The organism is Legionella sp. PC1000, from assembly GCF_014109805.1.
GTDB classification, from domain to species: Bacteria; Pseudomonadota; Gammaproteobacteria; order Legionellales; family Legionellaceae; genus Legionella; species Legionella resiliens.
This window is the reverse complement of sequence record NZ_CP059400.1, coordinates 3,515,799-3,542,058: the sequence shown is the minus strand read 5'-3', so window position 1 is coordinate 3,542,058 and position 26,260 is coordinate 3,515,799. Positions and strand designations below refer to the sequence as shown.

The following is a 26,260-nucleotide window of genomic DNA, read 5'->3' as shown; positions in this document are numbered from 1 at the left end:
ATAAAATGAACCGAAATTAAATGATGCACTAGACTAGTATAAAAATGAGTTAGTCATCTTTATCTCTTAGAAAAGAGGTTTATTAAGAAAAGTTCTCCTATTTTTAGGAGAGAGTTTATTAATTTTCGGGAAGATAAATGCAGTCTATAGGCACATGGTGGTTATGGTTGTTTTTTATTCTTTTAATAGTGGTCGTATTAGCTATCGATATTATTCTTTTGACCAGAAGTAAGGAAGAGGAGATTTCATTGAAATCATCTCTTGTATGGGTCAGTGTATGGATCATCCTGGCCTTGCTTTTTAATGCATTTTTGTGGGTATATCTATCGCAAAGCTATTCAGTCCATATTGCAAACCAAAAAGCACTTGAATTCTTTACCGCTTATTTGGTTGAAGAATCATTATCGATGGATAATGTCTTTGTCTTTGTCATGATATTTAAATATTTTTCTATACCCATGAAGTATCAGCGCCGTCTGCTTTTATTTGGGGTATTGGGTGCGATCTCTATGAGGATAATACTCATTGTATTTGGGATTTGGCTCATCAATAAATTTGATTGGATTTTTTATCTGTTTGGTTTATTACTCATTTATTCTGCATTTAAATTCTTCACAATGCAGCAAAATGAACAATCCATTGTGAATAATTTTATTCTTAGGGCATTAAGAAAATTTTTTCCAATAACAAAAACAATTCCAAAAGATAAGAGTTTTATTGTAAAGAAGAATAAATCGTATTTTATAACTCCTCTATTTGTTGTACTTATTTTTATTGAAACAAGTGATCTAATTTTTGCTATTGACAGTATTCCTGCTATATTTGGGATCACTAAAGATCCATTTATTGCGTGTTCATCGAATGCTTTTGCAATACTGGGATTGCGAGCTATGTATTTCATTTTGGCAAACATCCAAAACAAATTTTATTATCTTAACTATGGATTAGCTTTAATTTTAGGTTTTATTGGGATAAAAATGATGGTGCATGATCTCATAGAAATCCCTGTAGTAGTGACGCTTTCAATGATTGTCTTGATACTTAGCGGCTCAATGATTGCAAGCAAATTATCGAAGAAATAAAACCAGAAATTAAATTTGTAGTAACTTGATTTAACCGTCTATAAGTTAGTTGTTAAAAAAGGATATTTATGGAGCAGTTTTTAATTTTCGCGCTGGTAGGCTTTGTGGCACAAATAATTGATGGTGCCTTAGGTATGGCTTATGGGGTAATTGTTACAGGTGTTTTAGTCACCTATGGTATTCCTCCTGCGGTGGCCAGTGCTGCAGTACATACTGCTGAGATTGTCACCACTGGCGTCTCCGGTTTATCACATGCGATGTTTAAAAATGTTGATTATGCATTATTTAGACGATTAGCTATCCCAGGTATTTTGGGAAGTATACTTGGGGCGTATCTCCTGACCAAAGCATCAGAAAAAATAGCGAGGCCTTTTATTGCAGTTTATTTGATCGCCACGGGTTGCTATATTTTATACCGAGCATTCCAAGGTGGAAAAATCATGGAGCTCATAAAAAATTTTATGGTCAAGCGCCTAAAAACCAGGCGTGCACTGCCTTCTAATCATGCACGTGGATTAATACCTCTTGGTTTTTTTGGTGGGTTTTTTGACGCAACAGGTGGGGGCGGTTGGGGATCCATTGTTAATTCCACATTACTTGTACAGGGAACTTCGCCTTCTTACACCATAGGTACAGTGAATTTGACTGAGTTTTTAATCACCATCAGTGTTTCTGCGACCTTCTTTTTTACCATTGGGATTACCAATTGGTTAATTATTCTCGGACTGATTGCCGGTGGGGCTATTGCTTCCCCTTTTGCTGCCTACCTTGTTCGCCATCTTCAGCCGCGACTCATTATGTTGCTGGCAGGAACAGCGATCGCATTACTTGGAATGTACTCAATTATTAGCATGCTTATGAAATGGATGATATAGAGTTAGAGATAATTAATTAAAGAAACGATTCCTATCCAAAAATACAACAGTGGATATAAGTGAAAAAATAGGAAAAAAACAGCTCCCATTTTAGGACTTCCGAAAATTTAATCTTAATGAGCGTGGCATGAATTGTGAGAAAAACGCAAAGTATAATCGTATTGGTTAATGAAAGGGGTAAGCTTTTCAGCTCGCTGAGCTACTTCTCCAATAAGTGCATAAATTCCTTTTCCTAAGATCGCCCCCAATCATAAAACCACAAGAGTGTAATGATAAGGGCGCGCTTTAAAACCATATCCCATCCTTAGTTAAATTTCCACATAACAGTCAAATTAACAATAGAGGATATTTTAATGAAACAAATATTTAATTATTCCTTCAATAAATACATACATAAAACTAATATAAACAATAGTACCAATATATCCTACCACAAGAAGTACCCCGTCTTTTTCTATTAATCCCAGGCTAAAAATAATAAGCAGGAATGCAAAAATAAAATTACTTAATGGGATAGGCAACATCAGAAAAATGGCTAAACAAAAAATAATGATGCCAGTGATTATTTCCATCAAACGATAGGTCATAAATATCCAGCGTGGTTTCAAAAAATATTCAATTTTAGTCAAATAAGGTACTGTAGTATGAATTACCTTAGAAATAGTCTTTTGATGAATCGTGCGTTTCGCAATAATTTTTGGTAACCACAATGTTTTTCTGGCAAATATCATTTGGCATGCAAAAAGTGCTATAGGCAGACTAAACACAATAGAAACACCTGGGACCGTAGAAAAAGGTAAGGCACTAGGTAAAGCAAAAAACAACAATACAATTCCAAATGCCCGCTCACCCAGAACTTGTAAAATATGTTGAAACGTTAATTCACCTTTTAATTCCTTATGGCGTACGAGCTCTAAAAGGATATCAGAAGAATGTGTAATTGTTGTTTTCATAAATAACTCGTAGTTGTAACCTGTTTCCAGGCAGGTTTTTCGTACTTGATGAGAGCAAAAATGTAATATTCCTCTCATGTAAATTTAATTTGTTTATAAAGGATAGAGGAAAATCTTTTATATGACGAGTAACATCACCCGTCAATAAAGAATTTTCTTTGAATCATGAAGTAAAGGTTATCCCAAAGGGTTTGGAAATTTTTGTAGATAAAGCATCCCCAATTGATACGACGCATAGTCAGTAATATGGCCTACATCACGGTATATTGGAATTCCGTTGATGTCTGCTTTACAAGTATTTTGTTCGCATTGTACTTTTTTAGGATCAATTATAATCAATTGAGGGTATTTGCTTTTCATTTTACTAAATAATTTATTAAACCATTGATCTTCATAATAGGTAAACTCGCATTCATGGGAATTATAAGATTTTCTTAATTTTATATGTTTAAAAAAACAATCATGAAAATTATTTTGCATTAAAGCGGTTGACTGAATTAATACAGGTTTTGCTCCTGAGTTAATAATGATTGAAAGCGCTTTATCTAAAGCTTTTTCCAATCGTTCTTGAGTTAAAAGTAACGAACGTGGATCATTCAAGTTATTTATGATGTTCGCTGATAAATAATTAGCCCATACTTGACCAATAATTACATAATCATAATGATTATTTTGAATCATTTGATAATATTTTCGGGTAAGTTCATGACAGAGTGAGTAGACTTGTTTTTTAAAGTGCCACCAGTCATAAAGATACATGTCAGGCAAGGTAAGGCAGGAAGATACTGTTTGCGATAAAATAGAGACATGCCCTGCTTGTCCTAACACATCTACAAAACCCCAGTAATGATTGGCAAATGAATCACCGATCATTAAGGCATGTCTACTGTCCGGTTTTTTTGAGCCGACAATGCATTGCATATTGATTTCATCCCGAGAATCGGTAACACACAAAGCTCTTTGTGGGTTTTTATATTGCTCTAATTGTTGATAAACAGTTAATAGTTCCTTATTAAAGCGCTGAGGAAACCCCTGATTTTTTTTGATAACATAGTCGCTAAGATGAAAAGCGAGGATTGGCGCTAATAATAGAAATACAAAGGTATAACGGAAGTGTATTTTTTTCCAGCGTTTTGATGGTTTTTCAATGAAGCGCCAAGACAGATAGGCTAAAACAAAAGTAAGCCCAAAGGCAGCAAATAAAACAAAGGGAGTTTCTCCAATACTTTGATATCTTAAAACCGAGAAAATAACCCAATGCCAAATGTAAAGTGAATAAGACAATAGTCCTATGAACACCAACGGTTTACTGGAAAATAATTGGCTCCAGATATTTTTGGGAGAACAGGCCCCTATGGCAATGAGAAATCCTGTTGCCATACAAACAATAAATGCATAGTGGTTCGGATAACCTGTTATTACTGGATTGAAACTGGCGAGGCATAGCAAGCTGATTAATGCCAAACCACCAATAAGATTTAAGAAGTATTTATTGGCTGAAAAGAAAGTCATGGGAATGAATGCAATGCAGGAGCCAATTAAAAACTCAAAAATCCTACTCGAAAATAAGTAATAAGTGTGTGAGGGCAGGTTTTTTGCATTGTAGAGCGACCCTAGAAAAGCGATACAGGTCAATCCAGCCAAAAATGGAATTAAATATTTGTTGGGCGAGAACCGATACAGGCAATAGATAAGACAGGGTAAAAGTAAATAGCACTGCCATTCTATTGAAAGAGACCAGGTATGGAGTAAAGGGATTTGATGGGTATCTTGTGAAAAATAGCCTGTTGTTGTTTTATCAAAAAACAAGTTGGATAAAAATAAGGAAGTTTTGCGCGCACTTCTGCTGTATTGAATTAAATCATCGGGTAAAAAAAACAACAAAGTTAAGGCCGTTGTTAAAAAGAGCAAGCAAACAAAAACAGGCTGCAAGCGCCATAATCTTCGATTATAAAAATTCAAAAAAGAAAAGGAATCCTCTTTGAGCGATTCGTGGATGGTACAAGTAATGAGAAAACCAGAAATAACAAAAAATATATCAACTCCGATAAATCCTGAGGGAAAAAAGGAAAATCCCCCGTGATAAATTAAAATCAATATAATTGCTATGGCTCTGAGTCCATCAATATCAGGGCGGTATTTCATTCACTTTCAAGCAAAATCCCAATCCTAACATCTTGGTTAACGTTTATCTATAACCACATCTGTTAAGGTGCTGGAACCAATTTATTTAATTGATTATGTATCAACAATCAAAATTTTCGTACCGTTTCATCTTTCAGATTATTGAGCATATCTACAGCTTGACCCCATATTTCAATTGTTAATGAGCTCTCATCTTGAGTGGACCTATTTAAGGTATCAATATAACGAATGGAATCCTCAAGTTTTTTTTCGCTTAACTGTTTTCGTATCGCATTCATAATGATAGAAGCTTCTTCTGTTGATTTTGCTTTAATAATATATCCTAATCCTTTGCCAATAGGTTCAATTTTGAAAATGAGATTGACATCAAATTGACAATTTTCTGCCAGTTCATAGCAAAAATTGAAATTATCCTCCGAATCAGATGCCTTGGTGAAAAACTCATATCTATTAAGAAACTCTGATGAGGGTGATGTCCAAATAAAACTTAAAATATATCCCAGAATGCCTTTTCTTAATAAATGATTCCTGTGCTTTTTCATTAAAATATCAGCACTCGGAAGACCATTTTTTAATAATGTGAAATACAGTTTCTGTTTTACTCTATTAAACTCTACTCCTAGATCAATATTACTTTTATTATTAATTTGCATTGCAATATGATTGTATAGCGAAGTAAGTACTATTAATTTACCTGCATCAAAATTTTGATCCGACAAACTTCCCGTGATTACTATTGAACTTGGAAGCTTTACATAAGCTAAAATATTTTCTCCCTGGTTATCAATTTTGCTTTTTTTATGCAGGGTGATGTTTGATGAGTTCTTGCTATGCATCACATGTTTGAAGATATGATCAATATGAAAAATACATTCTTCCAAGAATTCAATTTTTTCCTGTAGGCTCTTAAGGATCATCTTAATCCTCCACTTCCTTGTGTTGTCCTCTCTGGAGGTTGTCATATCCAATTTTATTTGGACAATTTTGATACTATTATAGTATATAATCCGAGTTCTTTTGATAAAGGGACTTAAGAATGTTTCATGGATTAGAGTCCTTATATCCTAATTTTATGAGGAAGTGATGCATACACTACGCGTTTTTTTCGCAATTATCTTTCCCAAGGCAACCCAGGTGCGTCTATCCAGAAGTTTAAAAACGCTACAAAATACCCTATTGTCAGATTACATTCGCTGGGTGCATGTAGAAAAAATGCATATTACTGTGCAATTTTTAGGGAATTTACCGCAAGAACAGTTAATTCTTTTGAGTGAAAATGTACAGGCCGCCATAAAAAATATATTGCCATTTCAACTGCAATTTGGCCATTTGGAATGGTTTCCAAGCTTGCGTCATCCTAAAATTCTTTCATTAACCGTTCAATCCCAAGCCGATTTAGCGATGTTGTCCCAAGTAATTGGTAACACGTCAATTACTTTAGATATTCCTGTTGAAACGCGTCCTTTTAGAGGACACTTGACCCTGGGACGATTAATTCGACACAGGGTACCCTATGAACTATTGGAAACGATAAAGGGACCGGCTATTCCGCCAATTATGGTTAATAAGATCCATCTCATAGAAAGTAGATCTGAAAAAGGTAGGCAAAATTACTATCCATTAGCAGAGTTCAAATTAGCTGAGTTATAGCTTGAAGAGGAAGATTCTGACACCTAACCATAAACACGTAATAAATAGCCTATGACAGCACGTAAACCCATGGCTTCACCGCCTTCAGGTTTTCCGGGTTTACTTTGTTCACTCCATGCCATAATGTCAAAATGTGCCCAAGGAGTTGTCTTGCTAATGTATCGCTGGAGAAATAATGCCGCAATAATCGCTCCGCCATAAGGATAGTCACTGCAATTAATCATATCAGCAATCGTTGATTGCAGAAACTTTTCATAAGGTGCAAATAACGGTAAACGCCAAACTGGATCCACGGTGTTATAAGAGGCGTCGATTATCCCTGCTGCTAAAGATTCCTCATTTGCAAAAAATGCCGACATTTCTGTCCCTACGGAAACGCGTGCCGCAGAGGATAAGGTGGCAAAATCAATCAGTAGGTCAGGCTCCTCTTCACATGCTTTGACTAAAGTATCAGCCAAAATCAAACGTCCTTCTGCATCAGTATTATCGATTTCTACGGTAAAACCATTACGCATAATTAAAATATCGCCTGGTTTAAAGGCATTAGGACCAATCGCATTTTCTACTGCAGGAATAAGTAAATGTAAACGAACGGGTAAGTTCCGCTTCATAATCCAATGAGCAAGACCTATCACATGTGCTGCGCCACCCATGTCCTTTTTCATTATTCGCATGCCATAAGGTGATTTAAGATTCAGGCCTCCAGTATCAAAACAAACCCCTTTTCCTACCAGGGTAACACGAGGATTTGTTCCATCACCCCAGATTAAGGAGAGCAGACGTGGTTCTGATTTGGCAGCACGACCGACTGTATGAATGGCAGGAAAATTAGCATCCAACAATTCATCACCAATCCATTGCTCGAATTGTGCATGATGCTCTTCAGCTAATTGTTCCACTATATCTGCCATTTCTTTAGGACCCATATCACTGGCTGGTTGATTGATGAGATCACGTACTAAAAAGTGAGCTTGGGCCAAATGAATTAAATCAGTGAACATGTGTTGCTCGATTACCAAGATCCGGGGAGGCACACGATCTTTTTTGTATTTTTCAAAACGGTATTGTGCTAATGCCCAAAATAAGGCATCTTCCTGAGAACAGTTCTCTTGAAGCTGGTAACTGTTTGCTGGTAATAATAAAGCGGCATGAGCCATTGCTAATGCCTGATTTTCATCTCCAGTGCCTACATAAGCTTTCTCTAATAAACCATCCGCATTATAAAGCAGGCAATACTCGCCAATTTTTCCACTGAATTGAGCTTGAATGAAATAATTACGTTCAATCATAGTTAACATAGAACGTTGCTTTTCCCATTTTTTTGGTGAGATTAGATAAAGGGGAACAGGATGGGCGCTCTCTATCGAATAAAAAAGTTCAGCTTGCATGTCATTTCCTGTTAAAAGTGGATGGTTTTTATCGTTGATAATTAATTATTCATTCTGGTTTTCCATTTGTCAAAATAAATAGCCGGGTTCGAGATCTTTTTGTATTTTTGTATCAAGAATCTAGTTCAATCACAAAGCCTACATTTCCGCGGTTTATGCCAGAGAGAGGCACTCACACAATTTACGGAAAACTTCATTTGTTACTTGAATCCATCCTGCTTGTGGAATAGTTCTATCACGACGCCTTGAGGCGAGATTCAAATAGTTCCATTAGAATATAAACGAAGTACTGTTTTGTCCTGTAGGTACCGCTGTGTATCGTAGAATACCTATTTTCCTGTTTCGATTTTGTTAGGATCTCCAGGCTTTATATGTAGAATCCAGTTCCGGATTTTCATGCCAGCTCGACTGGAGGCCGTACATAAAGCACGGCGCAAGTGAGCAAAGAAGAGAGATTTCATATCATTGGGCAGGAGCATTGCTGTTAAATTTTTGATAAATTCCCACCAGCTCCGCTTCACCGATAACATGGCCAGTCATTGCATTCAAAAGAATATCTCGAGTCGTACCATCCCCAAGAGTTAATACGGTATCCAGGGCATAGAGTTTAAAATGATAACTATGAGCAATTCCAACAGGGGGGCAAGGGCCTCGATATCCTTGACCGCCCCAACTGTTTTTTGCATTTGCAGCTCCTGGAGGTACTGGGCTGCCTGCCTCTAGCTCCGTAACTTTTGGGGGTATATTAAACACAATCCAATGCGTCCAAACACCATCAGGAGAATCCGGATCATCGACAATTAGTGCAAGTGACTGAGTATTAGTCGGGATATTACGCCAGGCTAATGGGGGGGATTGATCTATTCCGGTACACGTAAATTCGTCCGGAATCAAGGAATTCATTTTAAAAGCCGAACTTTCCAAGGTGAGTTTATTCGCAAAAGCATTGTAGTGAAACAGAGAACACATTAAGAACAAAAGTAGAGAATATTTTTTCATTATTTTTTACCTCATCGCATTTAAAAATTGTAATAAAATAGGGTATTGAAATCATCCAGATTAGAAAAACAAATAATATTTTAGTATTTATTTATCTGCAATTATGCATTTCCCTATTCTTTAAAATAAATAAAAAATTCAGATGAAAATTTTTAATGTTGATATATAATTCCCGCCCGCCAAGTGAATGCTACCAATTTTGTCATCAAAGCAAATTATTTGCCATATTGGTTATTCGTAAGAATCCCATGTTTTGAAGAGGCAGTTTTTTTAGGGAAAGTATAAATGCAACAAAAAAATAATCAATTTGAATCCAAAAACAAAGAGGGGGTAAGTATCAACTCCATCCCTCAAGATCTACATGATGAGGCAATAATTAATATTCCAGCTTCTCGCGAAAAACAAAACGAGCTTGTTGCAGAGGATGAGGAAATTCCTTTTGTAGATAATGAAGAAGAGGAAGGCGACGATTATTTCGGGTTTTGGAGGGTTTTTAAAGAGTTAAGTTCACTGTCCCTTCCCATGGCGCTTTCGTTTACTTTTAGTTTCGAGATTTTTTTAATGGTTGTATTGCTTAATACACTCAGTGAAAATGAAGATGAGGTTGCTTCAGCAACATTAATTTCTACAATGATAAATACACTTTTAATCATTGGAATGGCCCCATTGTTTTCAATGAGTGTCATTGCAAGCAATAAAATCGGTGAATTAACTGAGGATGAAAAAGACGGTGAAACAAATGAAATAGTCTTACAAGGGAAACGTGAATACATTGCTGGGATAAATCGCAATGGCCTTTTATTGTCTGCAATAGTTACCCCACCTGTCATGCTGGGATTGATCTTTTCCAAGCCTTTATTAACCACCCTCTTTGGCCAAGGCGAACATGTCGCGGAAATTACCCAGAATTTTTTACGTGTTTATTCGCCTGCCGTAGCAGCAGTGATGACACGAATATCTACAGAGCAAATGATGTTTAGCTTTGGCCGTGCTAAACCGGCAATGTTTCTCGGATTGGCAAGTCTTGCAATAGGAACAGGGATTGGTGCGTGGCTGGGATTTGGTGGTTTGGGAGTACCTAAGTTAGGAGGGACGGGAGTCGCTATTGGTTATGTAATTGAAGCTTATCTAACCTCTCTATCCTATGCGTTTTACTTAGCAAAACATAAAGATTTTAGTCAGTACGAATTCTTCAATATTTTTAAGAGATTTTCCGGTCAGTTCAAGCAATTTATCGAACTTGTGCAAATAGGCAGTTCCATTACATTTTCAGTAGCAAGCGAAATGGCAATGTCACTTTCAGTAAGCATCTTATCGGGCATGCTTGGCACAAGGGATCAAGCCGCAATCACTTATTTAAATCAATACATATTCTTTAATTTCTTAATGTTAGCCGGATTTGGTCAAAGTAATTCCCAAGAACTTAATCGCTTGATTGGAGCTAAAAAATATGAAAATGCAAGTCGGATGGGGAAGTATGGATTATTAACTACACTGATTTATACTGCCCCAGTTCCTTTATTTTTTGCGGTTATGCCAGGGGTGTTGATTATTGGAAAAGCACCAAACCAGGTAAAAGAAATTCTTAAATATTTGGCTCCCATGATGTCAACTGGAGTTATTCTTGATTCAGCACGTTATAATCTATTACAACAACTGCGAGTTTTGAAGGATCTCAAAGGTTCGACTATTATTTCGGTTTCAGCGTTGTCTTTGGGAATAACAGGATCAGCACTTCTGGGGCTTAAAACCCAGTTAGGAATTTATGGTGTAGCAGCAGGTTATACCGGGGGTGTGATTATTGCAATTCCAGGATTAGCCTACCGGTGGCACAATCGCATTAGTGCGGAAAAAATCAAGGAAATAACGGAAGAGCCTCCGAAGCTGCTTACTTCTTCTGCACATAGTCCGGATGGTTTTTTTAGCCGCTTGCTCAAGATAGGAAACCGAGGTGAAAAAGAGAGCTTGTTGGAACATAAAGGACAAACATACAGTACAACAGAAAGTATACTCACCGTTTAAATCTGAAAATGAATAAATAGGGATATAAAATGACAATTGAATGTATTATCGATTTAATTGCTGCAAAAAAAGAAAAAGCGTTTATTGTTTTTGAAGACGAGCATTTCATTTCTTTTTTGGATTCTCGTCCTCTTTTTCCAGGCCATACCTTGTTAGCGCCTAAAATGCATATGAAAACACTTTATGATGTGCCTGATGCAATGGTTTCGCCTCTTTTTTTACTCACGCAAAAGATAGGGAAGGCTGTTGAAAAAGCAATGGAAGCCTCAGGGAGTTTTATTGCAATGAATAATACAATTAGCCAAAGCATTCCTCATCTGCATATTCATATTGTTCCCAGGAATAAACAAGACGGGCTTAAAGGATTTTTTTGGCCGCGAACTCATTATAAAGATGAAGAACACATGCGTGAAGTGCAAGAAAAAATCAGACATCAGTTGGATAAGTAAATCCTAAAAAAGATGATTCAACTTGGTTTCAAGTTGAATTACACAATTCATTTATTGTTTCGCCTTTTTAATTGCACTTGAGTTTCATTATTACTGAATCTTTTGAGCTAATCTAATGAAAACCCGAGGTGATGATTTTTTCATTCTTGCTTTACAAGGTTAATAGTATATTATTAATCTCAATCCCAAAACTGATTTCAGTTCTGTGTTTCAATAAGATTAGGGATGATACCCATGCATTTTCTCTCATTAATAATACTAGGATGGTTTGTGATGACTTCTAATTTATCAGCAGCAGAAACCCAGCATCATGACAATGCATATGATTATTCATTTCATACATTACGTGGACATGAACCCTTACCGCTGTCTTCCTTTCAAGGAAAAGTTTTAATGGTAGTCAATACGGCTTCAAAATGTGGTTTTACTCCACAATATTCTCGTTTAGAAAAACTTTATGAAAAATATAAAGATCGCGGTTTAGTCATACTTGGAGTCCCTTCAAATGATTTCGGCAGTCAGGAGCCAGGTACGGAACAAGAAATTGCAACTTTTTGCCAAGTTAATTACGGTGTTACTTTTCCCATGGCTGCTAAAGAAGTGGTTTCAGGAAAAAATGCCCATCCCTTTTATCTTTGGGCTAGAAAGGAATTAGGATTTGGCACGGCGCCAAAATGGAATTTTCATAAGTACCTAATCAATCGTAAAGGTGAGCTTATTAACTATTTCTATTCAACTACTTCCCCTGAAGCAGGAAGGTTGGTCAAAGTTGTAGAACAGGCGCTTGACGAAAAAGCGTAAAGCCATATTTTGGCTTATCTTGAACGAAAAAGTATGCTGATAAATGTTCACATACCGAGTATATTTGCACTTTTTCAATATACCTTTTCGTTCAACCTGAGCTCAAATCTGACTTTCCACCAATTCAACCATACCTCTGAAAATTACCTATTATGATACTGTTTAGACCTTCTACCAGGCATTTAAAAAGCTAGGCAGCATCATATCCACCGGCAACAGCATTATACACTTGCACAATACTATCAAGTAATTGGGCTTTTTCTTGGATTAAACTCAACTTACTTCGATCACGATTTATTTTGGCATTGATTACATTGCGATAATCTTTTGCTCCAGCTTTATATTGAGCTAATGCAATATCATATGCTTTTTGGGCTGCCAAATATGCTTTTTGAGTTTGCAAATACGATAAGTTGTTTTTCTGCTCATTTGTAAGAGAATCATCTACATCTGCGAATGTAGAATGAAGTGTTTCCAGATAATCGTAGTAGATTGCTTTGAATCCAGCCCTAGCGGATTTGATATTTTGATAGGAGCTGGCATTGAAAATTTTTGTCGAAGCAGCGGCTCGAGCAATCCAAATATTAGTACTTAATTTTAAAAGATTAGTTAAATCAACAGAAGCTCCTCCAACCAAACCAGTCAAGTCAATTGTAGGAAAAAAAGCTGAATAAGCTACTCCGATCTGTGCCTGTGCTATTTTCAGGTTATTTAAGGCGATCATGATGTCTGGACGATTTTTTAAAACCGATGAAGGCAATGATCGAGGAATTAGATGATTTAAGTTTATTGAAAGTAAGGTTCGATGAGTGGCAATAGGCCCAGGATTTTGATTCAATAAGAGGTGAATGGTATTTTCACTTTGCGCAACAACACGTTCAATTTGGGGAATCTTTGCTTCTTCTTGAGCAATCTGTTGATCTACATTGGTTATTATTTCGATATCATTGGCACCTTTGTGGAATCGAATATGTTCGAGCCGGCGTAGTTTCCGCAAGTCGTTGCTAAGGGCTTTTTCTACTGCCAATTGTTCTCGTTGACTTAAGAGCATAAAGTAGGCGCCACTCATTTGGCTAATAATTCCTAATTTTATTGACTGAGCCTGAGCCTGTTCCATAGCCAAAGATGCTTTGGCTGCTTTAATATTATTAATATTGTTTAAGATGTTAAATGTATATCCTGGAACAAATCCTGCATAGTATCCTCTAAATCTCAAGTTGGAGAGGTTAGAAAAGACAGGATTATTTGCCAATTGGCCTCTTGGGGTAATATGAGTGTTCCAGGTTCCACCTGTAAAGCCGTTAGCTGTTGCATCAAGAGTTGGGATCCAGGCATATTGAGCTGCTTTAAGTTGTGCTTGTGCTTGCTCAATGGTTGCATAGGAGCTTCGAATCGAGTCATTACAGGCTAAAGCCTGAGAAATAAGCTCGTTAAGTTCTGGATCTTTTAATTTTTTCCACCACGCGACGCGACTTAAATCGGCCTTATTTTCGCTGTATTTAACTCCACTACGCGAACTTTTAGGGTAATTTACTTTTTCATGAATAATACAGTTTTTGCAACATCCTCCGAGCAGTAGGGCAAAGAGATTGAGCAAGATAATTTTTAGTTTCATAATTGGGCCATTTTTGTTGAATTCTGCTATCTTGGCCAAATGATGCGATTTTATGTGCTCCGATACTCACATAGTTCAATGAATGTTGCGTTTCAGTGCTCTAAAATCACATCATTTTTGGCTCAATCTAGCGAATTCAGTAGTTCTAATCGAGCTTTGTTCTAAATATTTTTCCCGTCAAAATAATCAAAATAAAGGCAATCAATAAAATAGGTAAAATATTAGGGACAATTTGGCTAAATGTATTCCCCTTCAATAATATTCCACGTGTAATCCGGGTAAAATAGGTCATTGGCAGACAATATCCCAAGAATTGTGCCCACGTAGGCATACCATAGAAAGAAAAAATATAACCTGATAAAAACATTGAAGGCAGTTGAAAAAAGACGCTAAGTTGCATTGCTTGCATAGGCAAACGTGCGAGTGTAGAAAAAATCATCCCTACCATTAAATTAGCAATAAGAAATGGTGCAACGGCTATATAAAGTAACAAAATACTTCCTTCGGTAGGAATATGTATCAGAAGCTTTCCAAAAAGTAAAATACTTGTAAGTTGCAAATAACCTAAAACAATATAGGGTATTACTTTACCAAGAATGATTTCTAAGGGTTTTAAGGGGGTACTTAACAGCATTTCCATTGTGCCGGTTTCTTTTTCGGAAGTGATTGCAGTCGAAGTCAGCATCACCAAAGTTAGAGTAAGCAATACTCCAATTAAACCAGGAACAATATTATAAGAGCTTATATTCGATTCATTATAAAGCCGATGGATGGTAAGATCGACAGTTCTCTCTGAATGAGTGGAAGGTGAGAAACCTAAACCTTGTTTAGTAAACCTATCCAGAGTTTGATTCAGTATGGGCAGAGCATTGCTGAGTGCACTTGCACTGCTTCCTGGATCAGAACCATCGATTTCAACCAGGAATTGGGGGTTCTCATTACGAATATATTTACGTGTAAAATTTGGAGGTATGGTAAAAGCGAAGCTGATTTTTCCATTTGCAAAATCTTCATTTTTCTTTTGTTCGTCAAATCCTTCATGAATGACTTTAAAATACCCTGAAGCTTCAAGTGAACTGACGTAGCTTCGAGTCAATGGCGAATTATCATAACTAATAACAGTGGTGGGCAAATGTTTCGGATCGAATTCAATTGCAAAACCAAAAAGGATAAGTAACATTATTGGTAAGATAACGAGCATCGCGATGGTGCCTCGATCACGACTGACAAGGATAAATTCTTTACGGATTAAACCGCCAAGACGCGTTAGAGATATTCCCTGTAATAGATTTTTATAATTCATCGCATTAATCCGATAAAAACCTCTTCAAAAGAAGGAGGGACCTCTTTACTTGAACGGTCCCTGTTTTCTTGAATCACTTGCTTTAGTAATTGATCATCACGTGATGAAATTCGCAATTCATTATTTACAATTGAAGCCAGTAACTTTGGATGTGCATCATGTATTTTTTCCATTAATGAAGTTTGCTCTTTTCTATCGACTTCCAATATATACGCTTTGACTTTTGAGTGGGGAATCAAATCTTTTGTGCTGCCTGTGTACAATAGTTTTCCTAGATTAATATAGGCTAAATCAGTGCATTTTTCCGCTTCATCCATATAATGAGTTGTTACTAAAATTGTTGTGCCATCACGAGAGGAAATTTTATGTAAATAATCCCAAAATTCTTTACGTGCTTTGGGGTCAACACCTGCAGTTGGTTCATCTAAGAATAATAGTTGCGGCTTGTGAAGTAAGCTACATGCCAAGGCCAGGCGTTGTTTCCATCCCCCGGATAAATTGCCAGCTTGTACCTTTCGATAATCCTCTAATCCAAGATCTTTTATGATGTCTTCGATTGCTTGAGCCGGATTTTTTACCTGAAAAATATCAGCAGTAAAGCGGAGATTTTCATTAACAGTTAATCCCGTATAAAAACTAAATTTCTGGGGCATATAGCCTATATGTTTTTTTATCTCATCACTTTGAGTTTGAATGTCATATCCAAGGCAAATCCCTTCTCCATCTGTGGGAGTTAAAAGGCCACAAATCATTCGAATGGTGGTGGTCTTACCGCTCCCGTTTGAACCAAGAAAGCCAAATATGGAGCCTCTCTCAACTTGTAGGTTAATATGATCGACTGCGACTTTTTCATCAAATTTTTTTGTTAGCTTTTTAACATCAATTGCAAAATCACTCATCAGCTAATTCCAAAGTGACAGGTAGTCCAAGATGAATTTTTTCTAAATCAGGAGAATCAATTTTTGCTTCGACGCGGAATACAAGACGTTGACGTTCCTCACGGGAATAAATGATAGGGGGAGTAAATTCAGCAATATTTGAAATATAGAAAATATGTCCCGTAGCAAAATTCTCATTTTTATCGGTCTTGATCTTAACGTGTTCATTAAGGCGCAATTGAGTGAGTTCTTTTTCGGGGACAAAAAATACAGCTTTAATATTATTGGGGGTAATTAAGGAAAGAACGGGGGCGCCTGCTTGGACAAACTCACCTTTTTTATGATAAGTATCAAATATAATTCCTCGTTCTGGCGCGAAGTTTTCTTTGCGCGTTACCTGCCATTTTTTGTCGTTTGTTTCAATCTGATTGTTCTGGATTTTAACATCGATATCAGTAAGTTGGTCTTTGGAAATCTTTAAATCTCTCTGAGCTGCATCCAGATCATTTTGGCTCGCTGCATTTTGTTTTCGCATTCCCTGGATGCGACGATAATTGATTTCATTGTAGTTGAGTTGGGTCAAAATTTGTTGGCGCTGAGCAAGCAGATTTTGTTTGCTTAGTTTACTCATTTGTACATTATAAAGTTCGCTGGTCTGTTCGAGTTTAAATAAAAATTGATTGCTGTTGACTAACTGCCCCTTTAATACGGCTAAATCAGTCAGACGCCCACCAAAATCCGAAGACAAATAGATAAGATCGGTATCAACATATCCACTAAAAGACCTATTTTCTTTTTCGCAGGCAGCGAGCAGTAAAATAGTCAACCAAATGATTACCAACTTATGCATTTCAAACCCATCCTGAGCTTTATTATTTAACTGTGGAATAACAGCAGATATGTAATTGAAGCAATTAAGTTATGTATATTAAGCTCAAGAACACTGTGTGTCAAAAGAGTTAATGGTCCTCTTATGCAAGAGGTCTATTCAATGCTGAAGGCTTAATGAGAAAAACCCTTCGCCTATAAAATTTCAAAGATACTATTTGACCTTAGCAAAGTAAGATGTTAAACAACAATCCGGTATCAACCCACTCAGTGTTTTAGAAAAAAAAGGAGTATCTAATGAATTTTAAATCGTTCTTTTTTGTCGCAATTGCAGCTTCCTCTTTATTGGCTCAATCTGTTTTTGCTGAGCAAAAAACAGTTACTTATAAAAATGAAAGAGGATCAGTTTTAGAACTCAATATCTTGTCCGATAATAAAATTGAAGGCTATTTCACTACGGCTGTTGCCTCAAAAACGTGTCCACAAGCAATAAATCAAAAAAGACCAATTACTGGCTATATAGTAGGTAATGCATTATCTTTTAGCGTAGTGTATCCAATGTGTGAGTCCGTATTGAGCATTAGTGGGAATTTTGATAAAAATCAACAAGCGATTGATACCATTTCCATACTCAATAAGCAGGCAAGCGACGTGACTCATGAAGGACCAGGGGCCCGTTTTATTGGACATGATTCTTATAAAAAAATGGGATAAATCATAGAGTATAAAGTAGCCTGGATATCATTTGCATTTGTTCAGGCTTTATGCAGATTTAATCAAGACCTTCTTTGACGACTTTAGAAGAAAAATGGAGGAAAAAAATCGGAGAATTAGTTCATGATATGTAATATAAATTTTCTTCGATTGTACGCGATAATTTTTTTAATTATCTATGATAGGCATTATTTTTTTAGTTTATGTTACAAAAAAGGTGCAGGGGTTACTACAGAGTTTGTTCCTTTTTACTTTAATGCAGAGTGTTTCTATTGGGCGTTGTTCGCAATATGCGCTACCTATTTGATTTTGTTTTTCGCTACTGAATTGGGACGGTATATTGCTTCCCTTATTTTAAGAAAAAAACAACTTGGTGTGGTGGTTCATGCCACAATCGTTCTCTTAACTTCCTATTTATTGCATCACTTGAAATTATTTACTCTTGTTACGTAGTAGTAAATAAAAAGTACAAAACTAGGCCAGCCTTAAACCGCGAAATATGCCTTGTAACTCGAGAAAGACCTTTTCTTTTGTTCGAGTGATTCCTATAACTAATAGAACCTGGGCAATGTAATAAAGCAACATAATTAAAACAGCTACGGGTTTATTGTGCGATAAAATAAATAAGTCTAATGACAAAATAAAGTCAGAGAGCAAAAAAAGACAGGCTCCGGTTCGCAGCAATAGTGATTGCTGTTTGACTTGAAAGGAACAAAATACCATTAAGGTCAGCAGGCATAAATAAATGGCTACCGGTATTTTCATTTCTCCCAGGTAGGTGGATAAAAAGTAAAAACTTATGAGTACAAATAACAGGATGGGTAAAAAGGCAAGCACATTCTTACTTTGCAATTGTAGGTTCTTTAAAAATAAACTGATATAGCTGCAATGGGTGGCCATAAACGCCAAGATCCCTATTTGCAATGCCGCTTTTATAGGAAGAGTCAAAAAGATATCACCAATTAGTGAAAATCCTAAGGCAAGGAGTAACAGGCGTTTTATATGCTTGTCTGGATTGACTTGAAAGACAAAGAGTATCAGCAATGCAATGGGAATAGGTTTGAGTAACGTAGTCCAGGGGTACTGAATAAAGGGAAGCAACAAAAGATAAAGTATCACGCTGAGTAAAACAAACGGCATGGTTATTTTAAATGGCTGTCCTCGCATTAGAATTCCCTGATTATTCAATGACCTTAATAATCAGAGTATACACTTTTTTTGCTTTTTTCCGTTAATTTTTTGTCTACTCAGGAAAAATATGGTTTAATAAAGCTCTTTTTGCTTTTTTTGGTGTCTAATTATGAAAAAAATAATCTTATTTCTGCTCATTACTTCTCTCTTCTCGGTAGGGCATGCCAGTAAACTCAGTAAGTTTTTGAAAGAAATGGATCAAGAAGATAGAGCCCGTCAGGAACGTGAGTGGCAACAAGATATGAATTTTGGTGATTTTTCGTTCCGTTTAGACAGACGTTATACCGATGATCATGGACAACGCTGCCGGGATTATAAGTTTAGATCGCGCAGCAATCCCTTCCGCCATGGATATTATACTGTCTGTGATGAACGCTAGGCCTTAAAATTTTTTCCTCGAACTGTGCGCTTGATGTTTGAGCGACTCTCTAAAAGACTGTCATCCCTGCGTAGGTACACTACTGTCCGGCGGCATGCCTCGCAGATTCTTAATGGTTCTTTAATTTTGTGAATTGAAATGGAGAAATCCATTCCATATTCTACAATAACATCATATAGACCAAAATCTTGCTATGGCAATGTAACTTTAAGGATGCATTATGAGTAAGTCTATGATGATGCTTTTCCTGTTGATATGTACTTCCTGCAATTATGCGAATATTGCCAATGATATTTTATTGAGCAGAACCTCAGAGCAAAAAACGCAAATACTAAGCGGTATTATTAATAGAGCGGGTGAAGCCTGCATTCCCATTGAATCGTTTTATCAAGGAGTGGATCGTAATGATGCGGCATATTGGAATATCTCATGCGCAAATGGCCGGTCATTTGTTATTCAAATAGCAAATGATGCAGATGCTACGACAACAATATTCCCATGCAGCTCAATTCAATCTTTAGGAGCCCAATGCTTTAAACGATTTGGCTTCTAAATGGCATAAAGATTCTTGGTATCCGTCCAAATTGATTCAGTAGATAAATATTAATGGAGTTGCATGAGCGCTGATTGTATACTCAATTAAAAGAGGAACTAATTATCTTGTTTGAATCGAAAAGAGGGATTTTTTATGGAGCAAACAGTAGAACATCGTGTGATACATTTAATTGCAAGGACACAGGAAATTGCCCCTGAAGCGATTGATTTGGATCAATCAATTGACCAAGTTGTTCCTAGCTCTCTGGATTTAGTCAATTTTTTCTTCGACTTGGAGGATGAATTTGATCTCGACATTCGTAATGATATCGGTAAAGAAAAAACAATCCGTGAGATAGCAATTGATATTAAAGCGTTAATTGCGAAAAAAAACTAAATACAAATGCCCCTGCACACGTTAACCAATGCCAGCGACTTCTATTCTTTATGTTTTTAAAAAAGAGTATTCATTACCTCATAAGGGATAATAATAAGCTATTCAACTAAGCATCATTGTGCCCATTTCTTTGTTGTTATTATTCAAAATAAAATTTAGAATGCTTTTTCATTTTTTTTATGAGTAGACCAAAATGGCATCTGTATTAGAGACTGTATTAGGGACTTTGGGGATAAAAAAACAACCATCTTATACACCTATTCCTCAATTGGGTATCAACAATGAGTTAAATACACTGCAAGTGGAATCACAAAGGTATTTTGCAATCGGTAAAGATGCTCGGGCGGCTGATGACAATATACTTGCCATCAAAGTGGAACAGAATTTTCTAACTACCAATTCTCATCAAATCGAGTTTTTGAATAAATGCGTCGCACTCGTAAAAGAAAAATCGATGCAGCTAAAAAGTATTGATCAGAAAATTACAGGAAGTGTGGTTTTTGGGGTCACAGCAACCGCTTTGTCTTTTCTTCCAGTAATCGGTTATATAGGTTGGATAGGCTGGGCAGCCGCAGCGTATTTTATAAATAAACGCGCTACTGCATATGCTGAGTATCATGAAGCATTGACGCTTTTAGTGGGCGCATGTAATTGGAGTCTTGGTTTAGGCCCTGATAAACGTAGCGACACTATTGAGAATTTAACAAAGAACAACTCAATACGTGAGATGATGGCAGTACTTTATCCCGTTCTTACAGAAACGCAAGTAAAACACTTGATTGCAGATGATATCGAAGATGTATTTACTCAAGAATTACACGAATACGAAAAAAGATTTCAACCCGGTTTCGAGCCAAGTCGATTTTTTTCTAAAAAAGACGATACGATTGCTCTAAGCAAAAAGGGCGCTGAGTTTAATCGTTGTATTTATGGTTTCAATAAAGGTGGGGTTACAGATTATCTTGATGCTATTGTATCTATCCTTCCTGATTTATATCGGGCAGCACTACATGGTTGGCACCGGCTGACACATTGGTGGCAGGAAAAGAATACTCATTCGCAAGACACAGAAATGGAATCAAAGGAGCACAAACAGGCTTCCATCAGCTAAATAATCCATTAGTACATCATACTGAAGCCCTGATAGTGTAACCGGGGCTTTAGAGTGAACATTGTTACCCGCCACCTGGTTACATCATTTTCTTATCCCACTGAATTCTCTATCAGGTTAATCGATCGGAACATTTTTTTATCTATTATTCCCGAAGAATATTGGACTAAGTTGCTATCTCCTTAATAAGGTATTACTCCCCCGTGAATGGCTGAAGGTTCTATTGCAAAAAAAGGAGCATGGTTGTAAGTCTGAAGGAGTGAAACCCGGGTTGCACTTCGTTTCACCCAGGCTACATAATAGTATCTTCTAAACTACTTGCTCAATCAGAAATCTAGGGCGGCCCTTGCGAGTTCAGCACCCAGGCGCGCATTATTTTTAATTAAAGCGATATTGGCAAGCAAACTTTTGCCTTGGGTCAGCTGAGCTACTTCGGCCAGGAGAAAAGGCGTTAGTGCTTTTCCTGAAATATTATTTTGCTCCGCTTTTTGTATGGCATTCATAATGACGGGTTCAATCACTTCAAACGGAATATTAAATTCTGCAGGAATTGGATTGGTAATTAAGATTCCTGAAGACATGCCTATATCCCAGTGAGCTGTTACTATTTTAGCAAGGGTGGATATATCCTCTGCCCAGGTTGATAACGAATACTGAGTCGCTTCAGTATAAAATGCAGGCAATACCTGTGTGCGATAACCAATAACAGGTACGCTCATCGTTTCTAAAAATTCTAAGGTACGGGGGAGGTCAAGGATGGCTTTTGCACCAGCACAAATAACCGCAATCGGCGTTTTTGAGATTTCAATTAAATCAGCAGAAATATCCTGAGCATCACCTCGATGGACACCGCCAATTCCACCCGTAGCGAATAATTGAATTCCTGCTTTAGCAGCACAAAATAAGGTTGCTGCTACCGTGGTTCCAGCAGAATACCTGTTGGCTACTACGAAAGGCAAATCGCGTCGGCTTGCTTTTAAAACTTCTTTATTGCATGCAAATTGGTGTAATTCATTTTCTGTTAAACCAATCTTTATTTTCCCATCAATCACGGCAATGGTAGCCGGCGTGACACCGTATTCACGAACAATGTGTTCTACTGCTTGTGCTGTTTCATAATTATCAGGATAAGGCATGCCATGGGAAATAATCGTGGATTCCAATGCCAACACAGGTTTTTTATTTTCAAGAGCTGATTTTACATCCGGGGAGTAATCAAAAAATTGCTTCATAATCTGTTTCTCTTATTTTATATTTTGGCTGAATATTTTTTAGTGCTTCATGATCTATCTGTTTATTTACCGTATGACACGATTGCACGGTTAAAGCGGCCATTGCAGCTCCGGTTTGACATGCATCAATGATTGGTCTTTCATGTTTTAATTCATAGAGAATTCCAGCAATAAAAGCATCCCCTGCACCGCTAACATCAACAATTGTCTCGATAGGAAATGCAGGGAAATGCTTTTGAGTGGTTTCATTAACAATCACATAGCCGGATTTACCCAAACTGATAATGCAATTTTTAACTCCTTTGTCCAATAACAATTGACCTGCTTTGATGCAATCGGATACGGAATGAATATGAGTATGAGTCAACGCTTCTGTCTCAAAACGATCGGGTTTCAGTAAAAAAACATGTTCCAAACAAGCAGGAAGTTTTTTTGCTTTGATTACAGAAACAGGATCTATGCATAGCTTAATGTTTTGAATACGTGCTATTTGAATCGCATATTCGATTATTTCTTGAGGTAAATTAGTATCCAGAAAAACAATTTCTTTATTACCCCATTCACTCCAAGATCGAGTGAATTGCTCGAAAGGAACATGATCAAAAATTTCCATGTCTGCTAAAGCAAGAAATAATTCACCTTCATTATCCAGAATAACATCATAATGAGCAGTAGGTTTGTTAGGAAGTGTAAGAATATTTTGGATTTGGATATCCATGCTTTTTAAATGGGCTATTGCCTGTAGTCCATAATTATCCTTGCCCACCACGCTGTAAAGATGAACATTATCAGTTAGCAGGGCAAGATTATTCGCTACATTATGCGCAACACCACCAAACGTAGACATGGAGGAAACGGGATTTGAGGTTCCCAATTGCAATTTATGAATCGATGTTAACTTTCGATCAACGGTTATACCACCAATACAAATTATTTTTCTATTCATTAATCGATTAAAAAATGGCTTAAGTAATGCATCATAGCATGGATCTAAAAAATTAAAATAAATCAAAAGCAGCTTATATTAAAGGGCATTGCCGTACCCCAAAATTACCAAACTCCAGGCATCCACGAACCATGTAAACCATGGGGAATTCGACGAGGCATCTTAATGCGGGCAATGGGATCATTCTGGAAATCTTGAGCATCTAATATAACGAGTTCACTTTGGTTTGAACGTTTATCGTATACAAATAACAGTAAATAGCCATCGTCTTCTGATTTATGTGATGAGGCTGGTGCAAAAACTGCTTCTCCTATTTCTGCATGGGGGCCAAAATCATAAACCCATGAGCGTTGATTTGTTACATCATATTTTATTAGCGCATTAAAGGCTTGCTGGGATTTAAGAGTATTTGTCTTCGTTGGTGTATAAATAAATTGATGGGATAGGCTGTTTTGATCTTCCCTAATACGAGGGAATTCTACGAGTCGCTCATCCAGTACGCTATGTTTCATCGTTTCTGTTTTCAGATTAAGAACAGTTCGATTTAATCTAGGAGGAACGGATGGGCGCTTTTCTTCCTGTGTTAAAAGAACTATTTTTTCATGCCTAACGTAGTCAATAATAATTTCATGGTTTTGTTCATAAGCATTAGCAAAATGAAATACAAAAAATGGTTCGGTATGAAACCATTTTATTTGTCCGCCTGCTCGTGGCATAACACCAATGCGTACACCGAGTTCTGGTCGCCAACTCAAAACAGCTCCCCCAGACATCATCTGTTGTATATCAAAGAGCACAGGACAGTCAAAAATAAGAACGTAATTTTTTGTTAAAATAAAATCATGAATCATAGAACAATGGGGTTTTTCAATATCCCATTTTTGGATGTTTTCTCCATGTTTATCCAATCGGTAAAACGTCAAATAGGGGGGGATTAAAGCGTAATTTACAAACCACAACTCGCCATTAAGAGGATCGAAGCGAGTATGGGCACAAACTTCTATGGCATGCTGATCTTGATAAGGTTTCCATTCACCAAGGGTAGCTAACTGTGCTGTCATGCAATATGCTGGTGCTGATTCACTAAGCGCCAGATAAATATCGTGGTGACGAATAATATGAATAAATGCGCCATTCTTTATAGCAACAGGCTCATCTTCAGGGCCTGCCCATCTTGGATCCATTGGGGCAGGGTGCATAACACCACCATAGAGTGCTTTTCCTGCTTTTCGTTCTTTAAGTAACCCTTTGGTTTCAACAAATCGGTTCCGGTATGCTGCGCTACCCTCTGCTATATAAACTGCATGAATCATGCCGTCTCCATCGTATGGATATGTATAGGAAATAGGTGCGAACTCTGGATTTGGGCCATTACGCATATAAACTCCCCGTAAATCTTTAGGGATTTCTCCTAGTATTTCCAATTGACTCACATCTAATTCATCGTGAACTGGAGCATAGTTTCCTGATAAATAAGGATTATTTCGATTATTCATGTGCTATTCTTTTCTGAAGTCGTTTTAAATATATAGCATAATCTATTGCTTGTGAAAAAAGCAGTTCATCGAAATATAACTAAGGATAAATTATGGGGCAATTAGTTGACGGTCAATGGTATGATGTTTGGTATGATACTTCTAAAACAGGAGGAGCATTCAAACGAGAACCTACTCAATTTCACTCAGCGATTCGTAATGAGCCCAACACGCGTTTTCCTGCTGAAAAGGGCCGTTACCATTTGTATGTATCCCTTGCTTGTCCATGGGCACATCGTACTTTGATCTTCAGAAAACTCAAGAAATTAGATGATTATATAGATGTTTCTATTGTGCATCCTCATATGCTTGAACATGGTTGGGAGTTTAAAAAAGGAATGGGAGCTACTGGAGATTCTTTGTATGGATTGAATTATTTATATGAGCTTTATATTAAAGCAGACAATAAATACAATGGTAGGGTCACTGTCCCTGTTTTGTGGGACAAAAAAGAAAAGACGATTGTTAGTAATGAGTCAGCAGAAATTATTCGGCAGTTTAATCAGGCATTTAATCATTTAACCGGAGATAACCAAGATTTTTACCCAGAACCACTGCGCTCAGAAATTGATGCGTTGAATGAGCGAATTTATAATGCCATTAATAACGGAGTTTATCGCTGTGGTTTCGCGACGACTCAGCAAGCTTACGAAGAGGCGTATGCCCAATTATTTCTTTTACTTGATGAACTGGATGTGCGCTTAGGTAACCAAAAATATTTATTCGGGGATCAGTTAACTGAAGCCGACTGGCGCTTGTTTACGACGTTAATTCGCTTTGATGTCGTATATTACAGTCATTTCAAAACAAACCAACAGCGAATAAGTGATTATGAGGCACTCCAACCTTACTTAGAGCGGTTGTATCAACATCCTGGGGTACGTGAGACCGTAAATTTTATGCATATCAAACAACATTATTATTTTAGTCACAAGACAATAAACCCAACACAAATCGTGCCTTTAGGACCAAAACTAAACTTTGATTCATGATTACTGCAATGATTTCGTAGCCAGAGCAACTGTCTCTCGATCACATCTCTGCCTACTCCCCGCGGCTTGTCCCTGAGAGATGGTCACAAAAAGTGACCATCTCTCAGGCATAAAGCGCGGTACGTAGGAAAGCAGTACGTTGAGAAATTTAAGCGGTACGTAGAGAAACTTAAGTGGTACATGATAAATTTAAAAAACTGACGATGGTTCAGGGCTTGTCCGCGGGGTCCAGTGTTTTAGT

Annotated in this window: 26 protein-coding genes; 13 read left to right on the top strand and 13 right to left on the bottom strand. The window is 37.0% G+C overall.

Annotation, left to right across the window (positions count from 1 at the left end; all coding sequences use genetic code 11):
• Nucleotides 1–137 precede the first annotated feature (137 nt).
• Together FOLKNPGA_RS15610 and FOLKNPGA_RS15605 are read left to right on the top strand one after the other, a co-directional pair.
• Complete coding sequence (locus FOLKNPGA_RS15610; RefSeq protein WP_182350748.1) at nucleotides 138–1,082, top strand: TerC/Alx family metal homeostasis membrane protein; 945 nt, start codon at nucleotides 138–140, stop codon at nucleotides 1,080–1,082.
• Between the two features lie 68 nt (nucleotides 1,083–1,150).
• Nucleotides 1,151–1,957, top strand: a complete 807-nt coding sequence (locus tag FOLKNPGA_RS15605; protein ID WP_182350747.1) for a sulfite exporter TauE/SafE family protein — start codon at nucleotides 1,151–1,153, stop codon at nucleotides 1,955–1,957.
• 350 nt (nucleotides 1,958–2,307) lie between these two features.
• On the opposite strand, the gene FOLKNPGA_RS15600 is transcribed toward FOLKNPGA_RS15605, so the two are convergent.
• The 3 genes from FOLKNPGA_RS15600 to FOLKNPGA_RS15590 form a co-directional block, all read right to left on the bottom strand.
• Complete coding sequence (locus FOLKNPGA_RS15600; RefSeq protein WP_182350746.1) at nucleotides 2,308–2,910, bottom strand: exopolysaccharide biosynthesis protein; 603 nt, start codon at nucleotides 2,908–2,910, stop codon at nucleotides 2,308–2,310.
• 177 nt (nucleotides 2,911–3,087) lie between these two features.
• A complete protein-coding gene (locus tag FOLKNPGA_RS15595; RefSeq protein WP_182350745.1) occupies nucleotides 3,088–5,055 on the bottom strand; it encodes an acyltransferase family protein in 1,968 nt (655 codons plus the stop codon).
• 107 nt (nucleotides 5,056–5,162) lie between these two features.
• Entirely contained in the window at nucleotides 5,163–5,936 is a 774-nt protein-coding gene (locus FOLKNPGA_RS15590; protein ID WP_232890079.1) for a hypothetical protein, read from the bottom strand.
• A 202-nt stretch (nucleotides 5,937–6,138) separates the two neighbouring features.
• Here FOLKNPGA_RS15590 and thpR point away from each other — a divergent pair, with 202 nt between their 5' ends.
• The gene (thpR, locus tag FOLKNPGA_RS15585) at nucleotides 6,139–6,705 is read left to right on the top strand and encodes an RNA 2',3'-cyclic phosphodiesterase (RefSeq protein ID WP_182350743.1); all 567 of its coding nucleotides are present in this window, start codon (nucleotides 6,139–6,141) and stop codon (nucleotides 6,703–6,705) included.
• 23 nt (nucleotides 6,706–6,728) lie between these two features.
• Here the strand turns inward: thpR and FOLKNPGA_RS15580 are convergent, their stop codons facing one another.
• Both FOLKNPGA_RS15580 and FOLKNPGA_RS15575 read right to left on the bottom strand, forming a co-directional pair.
• On the bottom strand, nucleotides 6,729–8,093 hold the full coding sequence (locus FOLKNPGA_RS15580; protein ID WP_182350742.1) for a M17 family metallopeptidase: 1,365 nt from the start codon (nucleotides 8,091–8,093) through the stop codon (nucleotides 6,729–6,731).
• 462 nt (nucleotides 8,094–8,555) lie between these two features.
• Nucleotides 8,556–9,092 (bottom strand): YbhB/YbcL family Raf kinase inhibitor-like protein, encoded by a 537-nt coding sequence (locus FOLKNPGA_RS15575; protein ID WP_182350741.1) that lies wholly within the window; start codon nucleotides 9,090–9,092, stop codon nucleotides 8,556–8,558.
• A 285-nt stretch (nucleotides 9,093–9,377) separates the two neighbouring features.
• On the opposite strand from FOLKNPGA_RS15575, the gene FOLKNPGA_RS15570 reads away from it, so the two are divergent.
• The 3 genes from FOLKNPGA_RS15570 to FOLKNPGA_RS15560 all read left to right on the top strand — a co-directional run bounded on the left by FOLKNPGA_RS15570 (nucleotide 9,378) and on the right by FOLKNPGA_RS15560 (nucleotide 12,364).
• The gene (locus FOLKNPGA_RS15570; protein ID WP_182350740.1) at nucleotides 9,378–11,114 is read left to right on the top strand and encodes an MATE family efflux transporter; all 1,737 of its coding nucleotides are present in this window, start codon (nucleotides 9,378–9,380) and stop codon (nucleotides 11,112–11,114) included.
• 29 nt (nucleotides 11,115–11,143) lie between these two features.
• Nucleotides 11,144–11,563: an HIT family protein gene (locus FOLKNPGA_RS15565; protein ID WP_182350739.1), complete on the top strand. Its 420-nt coding sequence runs from the start codon at nucleotides 11,144–11,146 to the stop codon at nucleotides 11,561–11,563.
• A gap of 273 nt (nucleotides 11,564–11,836) precedes the next feature.
• A complete protein-coding gene (locus FOLKNPGA_RS15560) occupies nucleotides 11,837–12,364 on the top strand; it encodes a glutathione peroxidase (protein WP_182350738.1) in 528 nt (175 codons plus the stop codon).
• Between the two features lie 190 nt (nucleotides 12,365–12,554).
• Here the strand turns inward: FOLKNPGA_RS15560 and FOLKNPGA_RS15555 are convergent, their stop codons facing one another.
• The 4 genes from FOLKNPGA_RS15555 to FOLKNPGA_RS15540 all read right to left on the bottom strand — a co-directional run bounded on the left by FOLKNPGA_RS15555 (nucleotide 12,555) and on the right by FOLKNPGA_RS15540 (nucleotide 17,010).
• A complete protein-coding gene (locus FOLKNPGA_RS15555; protein WP_182350737.1) occupies nucleotides 12,555–13,979 on the bottom strand; it encodes a TolC family protein in 1,425 nt (474 codons plus the stop codon).
• 145 nt (nucleotides 13,980–14,124) lie between these two features.
• Nucleotides 14,125–15,282 carry an ABC transporter permease gene (locus tag FOLKNPGA_RS15550; protein WP_182350736.1) on the bottom strand — a complete coding sequence of 386 codons (1,158 nt, stop codon included), beginning with the start codon at nucleotides 15,280–15,282 and terminating at the stop codon, nucleotides 14,125–14,127.
• Nucleotides 15,279–16,181 (bottom strand): ABC transporter ATP-binding protein, encoded by a 903-nt coding sequence (locus tag FOLKNPGA_RS15545; RefSeq protein WP_182350735.1) that lies wholly within the window; start codon nucleotides 16,179–16,181, stop codon nucleotides 15,279–15,281. Before FOLKNPGA_RS15545 ends, FOLKNPGA_RS15550 begins: the two co-directional genes overlap by 4 nt.
• Nucleotides 16,174–17,010 carry an HlyD family secretion protein gene (locus tag FOLKNPGA_RS15540; RefSeq protein ID WP_182350734.1) on the bottom strand — a complete coding sequence of 279 codons (837 nt, stop codon included), beginning with the start codon at nucleotides 17,008–17,010 and terminating at the stop codon, nucleotides 16,174–16,176. Before FOLKNPGA_RS15540 ends, FOLKNPGA_RS15545 begins: the two co-directional genes overlap by 8 nt.
• A gap of 275 nt (nucleotides 17,011–17,285) precedes the next feature.
• Between FOLKNPGA_RS15540 and FOLKNPGA_RS15535 the strand changes: the two genes are divergently transcribed.
• Together FOLKNPGA_RS15535 and FOLKNPGA_RS15530 are read left to right on the top strand one after the other, a co-directional pair.
• Nucleotides 17,286–17,702 (top strand): avidin/streptavidin family protein, encoded by a 417-nt coding sequence (locus FOLKNPGA_RS15535; protein WP_182350733.1) that lies wholly within the window; start codon nucleotides 17,286–17,288, stop codon nucleotides 17,700–17,702.
• 123 nt (nucleotides 17,703–17,825) lie between these two features.
• Nucleotides 17,826–18,155: a hypothetical protein gene (locus FOLKNPGA_RS15530; RefSeq protein WP_182350732.1), complete on the top strand. Its 330-nt coding sequence runs from the start codon at nucleotides 17,826–17,828 to the stop codon at nucleotides 18,153–18,155.
• 21 nt (nucleotides 18,156–18,176) lie between these two features.
• On the opposite strand, the gene FOLKNPGA_RS15525 is transcribed toward FOLKNPGA_RS15530, so the two are convergent.
• Nucleotides 18,177–18,869, bottom strand: coding sequence for a lysoplasmalogenase (locus FOLKNPGA_RS15525; RefSeq protein ID WP_182350731.1), 693 nt, complete (start codon nucleotides 18,867–18,869; stop codon nucleotides 18,177–18,179).
• 133 nt (nucleotides 18,870–19,002) lie between these two features.
• Between FOLKNPGA_RS15525 and FOLKNPGA_RS15520 the strand changes: the two genes are divergently transcribed.
• The 4 genes from FOLKNPGA_RS15520 to FOLKNPGA_RS15505 all read left to right on the top strand — a co-directional run bounded on the left by FOLKNPGA_RS15520 (nucleotide 19,003) and on the right by FOLKNPGA_RS15505 (nucleotide 21,314).
• On the top strand, nucleotides 19,003–19,272 hold the full coding sequence (locus FOLKNPGA_RS15520; protein ID WP_182350730.1) for a hypothetical protein: 270 nt from the start codon (nucleotides 19,003–19,005) through the stop codon (nucleotides 19,270–19,272).
• 220 nt (nucleotides 19,273–19,492) lie between these two features.
• Complete coding sequence (locus FOLKNPGA_RS15515; RefSeq protein ID WP_182350729.1) at nucleotides 19,493–19,825, top strand: hypothetical protein; 333 nt, start codon at nucleotides 19,493–19,495, stop codon at nucleotides 19,823–19,825.
• A gap of 135 nt (nucleotides 19,826–19,960) precedes the next feature.
• Nucleotides 19,961–20,203 carry an acyl carrier protein gene (locus FOLKNPGA_RS15510; RefSeq protein ID WP_182350728.1) on the top strand — a complete coding sequence of 81 codons (243 nt, stop codon included), beginning with the start codon at nucleotides 19,961–19,963 and terminating at the stop codon, nucleotides 20,201–20,203.
• Between the two features lie 193 nt (nucleotides 20,204–20,396).
• Complete coding sequence (locus FOLKNPGA_RS15505; protein ID WP_182350727.1) at nucleotides 20,397–21,314, top strand: hypothetical protein; 918 nt, start codon at nucleotides 20,397–20,399, stop codon at nucleotides 21,312–21,314.
• 326 nt (nucleotides 21,315–21,640) lie between these two features.
• On the opposite strand, the gene FOLKNPGA_RS15500 is transcribed toward FOLKNPGA_RS15505, so the two are convergent.
• The 3 genes from FOLKNPGA_RS15500 to FOLKNPGA_RS15490 all read right to left on the bottom strand — a co-directional run bounded on the left by FOLKNPGA_RS15500 (nucleotide 21,641) and on the right by FOLKNPGA_RS15490 (nucleotide 24,988).
• On the bottom strand, nucleotides 21,641–22,546 hold the full coding sequence (locus FOLKNPGA_RS15500) for a pseudouridine-5'-phosphate glycosidase (RefSeq protein WP_182350726.1): 906 nt from the start codon (nucleotides 22,544–22,546) through the stop codon (nucleotides 21,641–21,643).
• Entirely contained in the window at nucleotides 22,530–23,492 is a 963-nt protein-coding gene (locus tag FOLKNPGA_RS15495; RefSeq protein WP_182350725.1) for a carbohydrate kinase family protein, read from the bottom strand. Before FOLKNPGA_RS15495 ends, FOLKNPGA_RS15500 begins: the two co-directional genes overlap by 17 nt.
• A gap of 104 nt (nucleotides 23,493–23,596) precedes the next feature.
• Nucleotides 23,597–24,988, bottom strand: a complete 1,392-nt coding sequence (locus tag FOLKNPGA_RS15490) for a carotenoid oxygenase family protein (protein ID WP_182350724.1) — start codon at nucleotides 24,986–24,988, stop codon at nucleotides 23,597–23,599.
• 92 nt (nucleotides 24,989–25,080) lie between these two features.
• On the opposite strand from FOLKNPGA_RS15490, the gene FOLKNPGA_RS15485 reads away from it, so the two are divergent.
• Entirely contained in the window at nucleotides 25,081–26,019 is a 939-nt protein-coding gene (locus FOLKNPGA_RS15485) for a glutathione S-transferase family protein (protein WP_182350723.1), read from the top strand.
• Nucleotides 26,020–26,260: the final 241 nt, after the last annotated feature.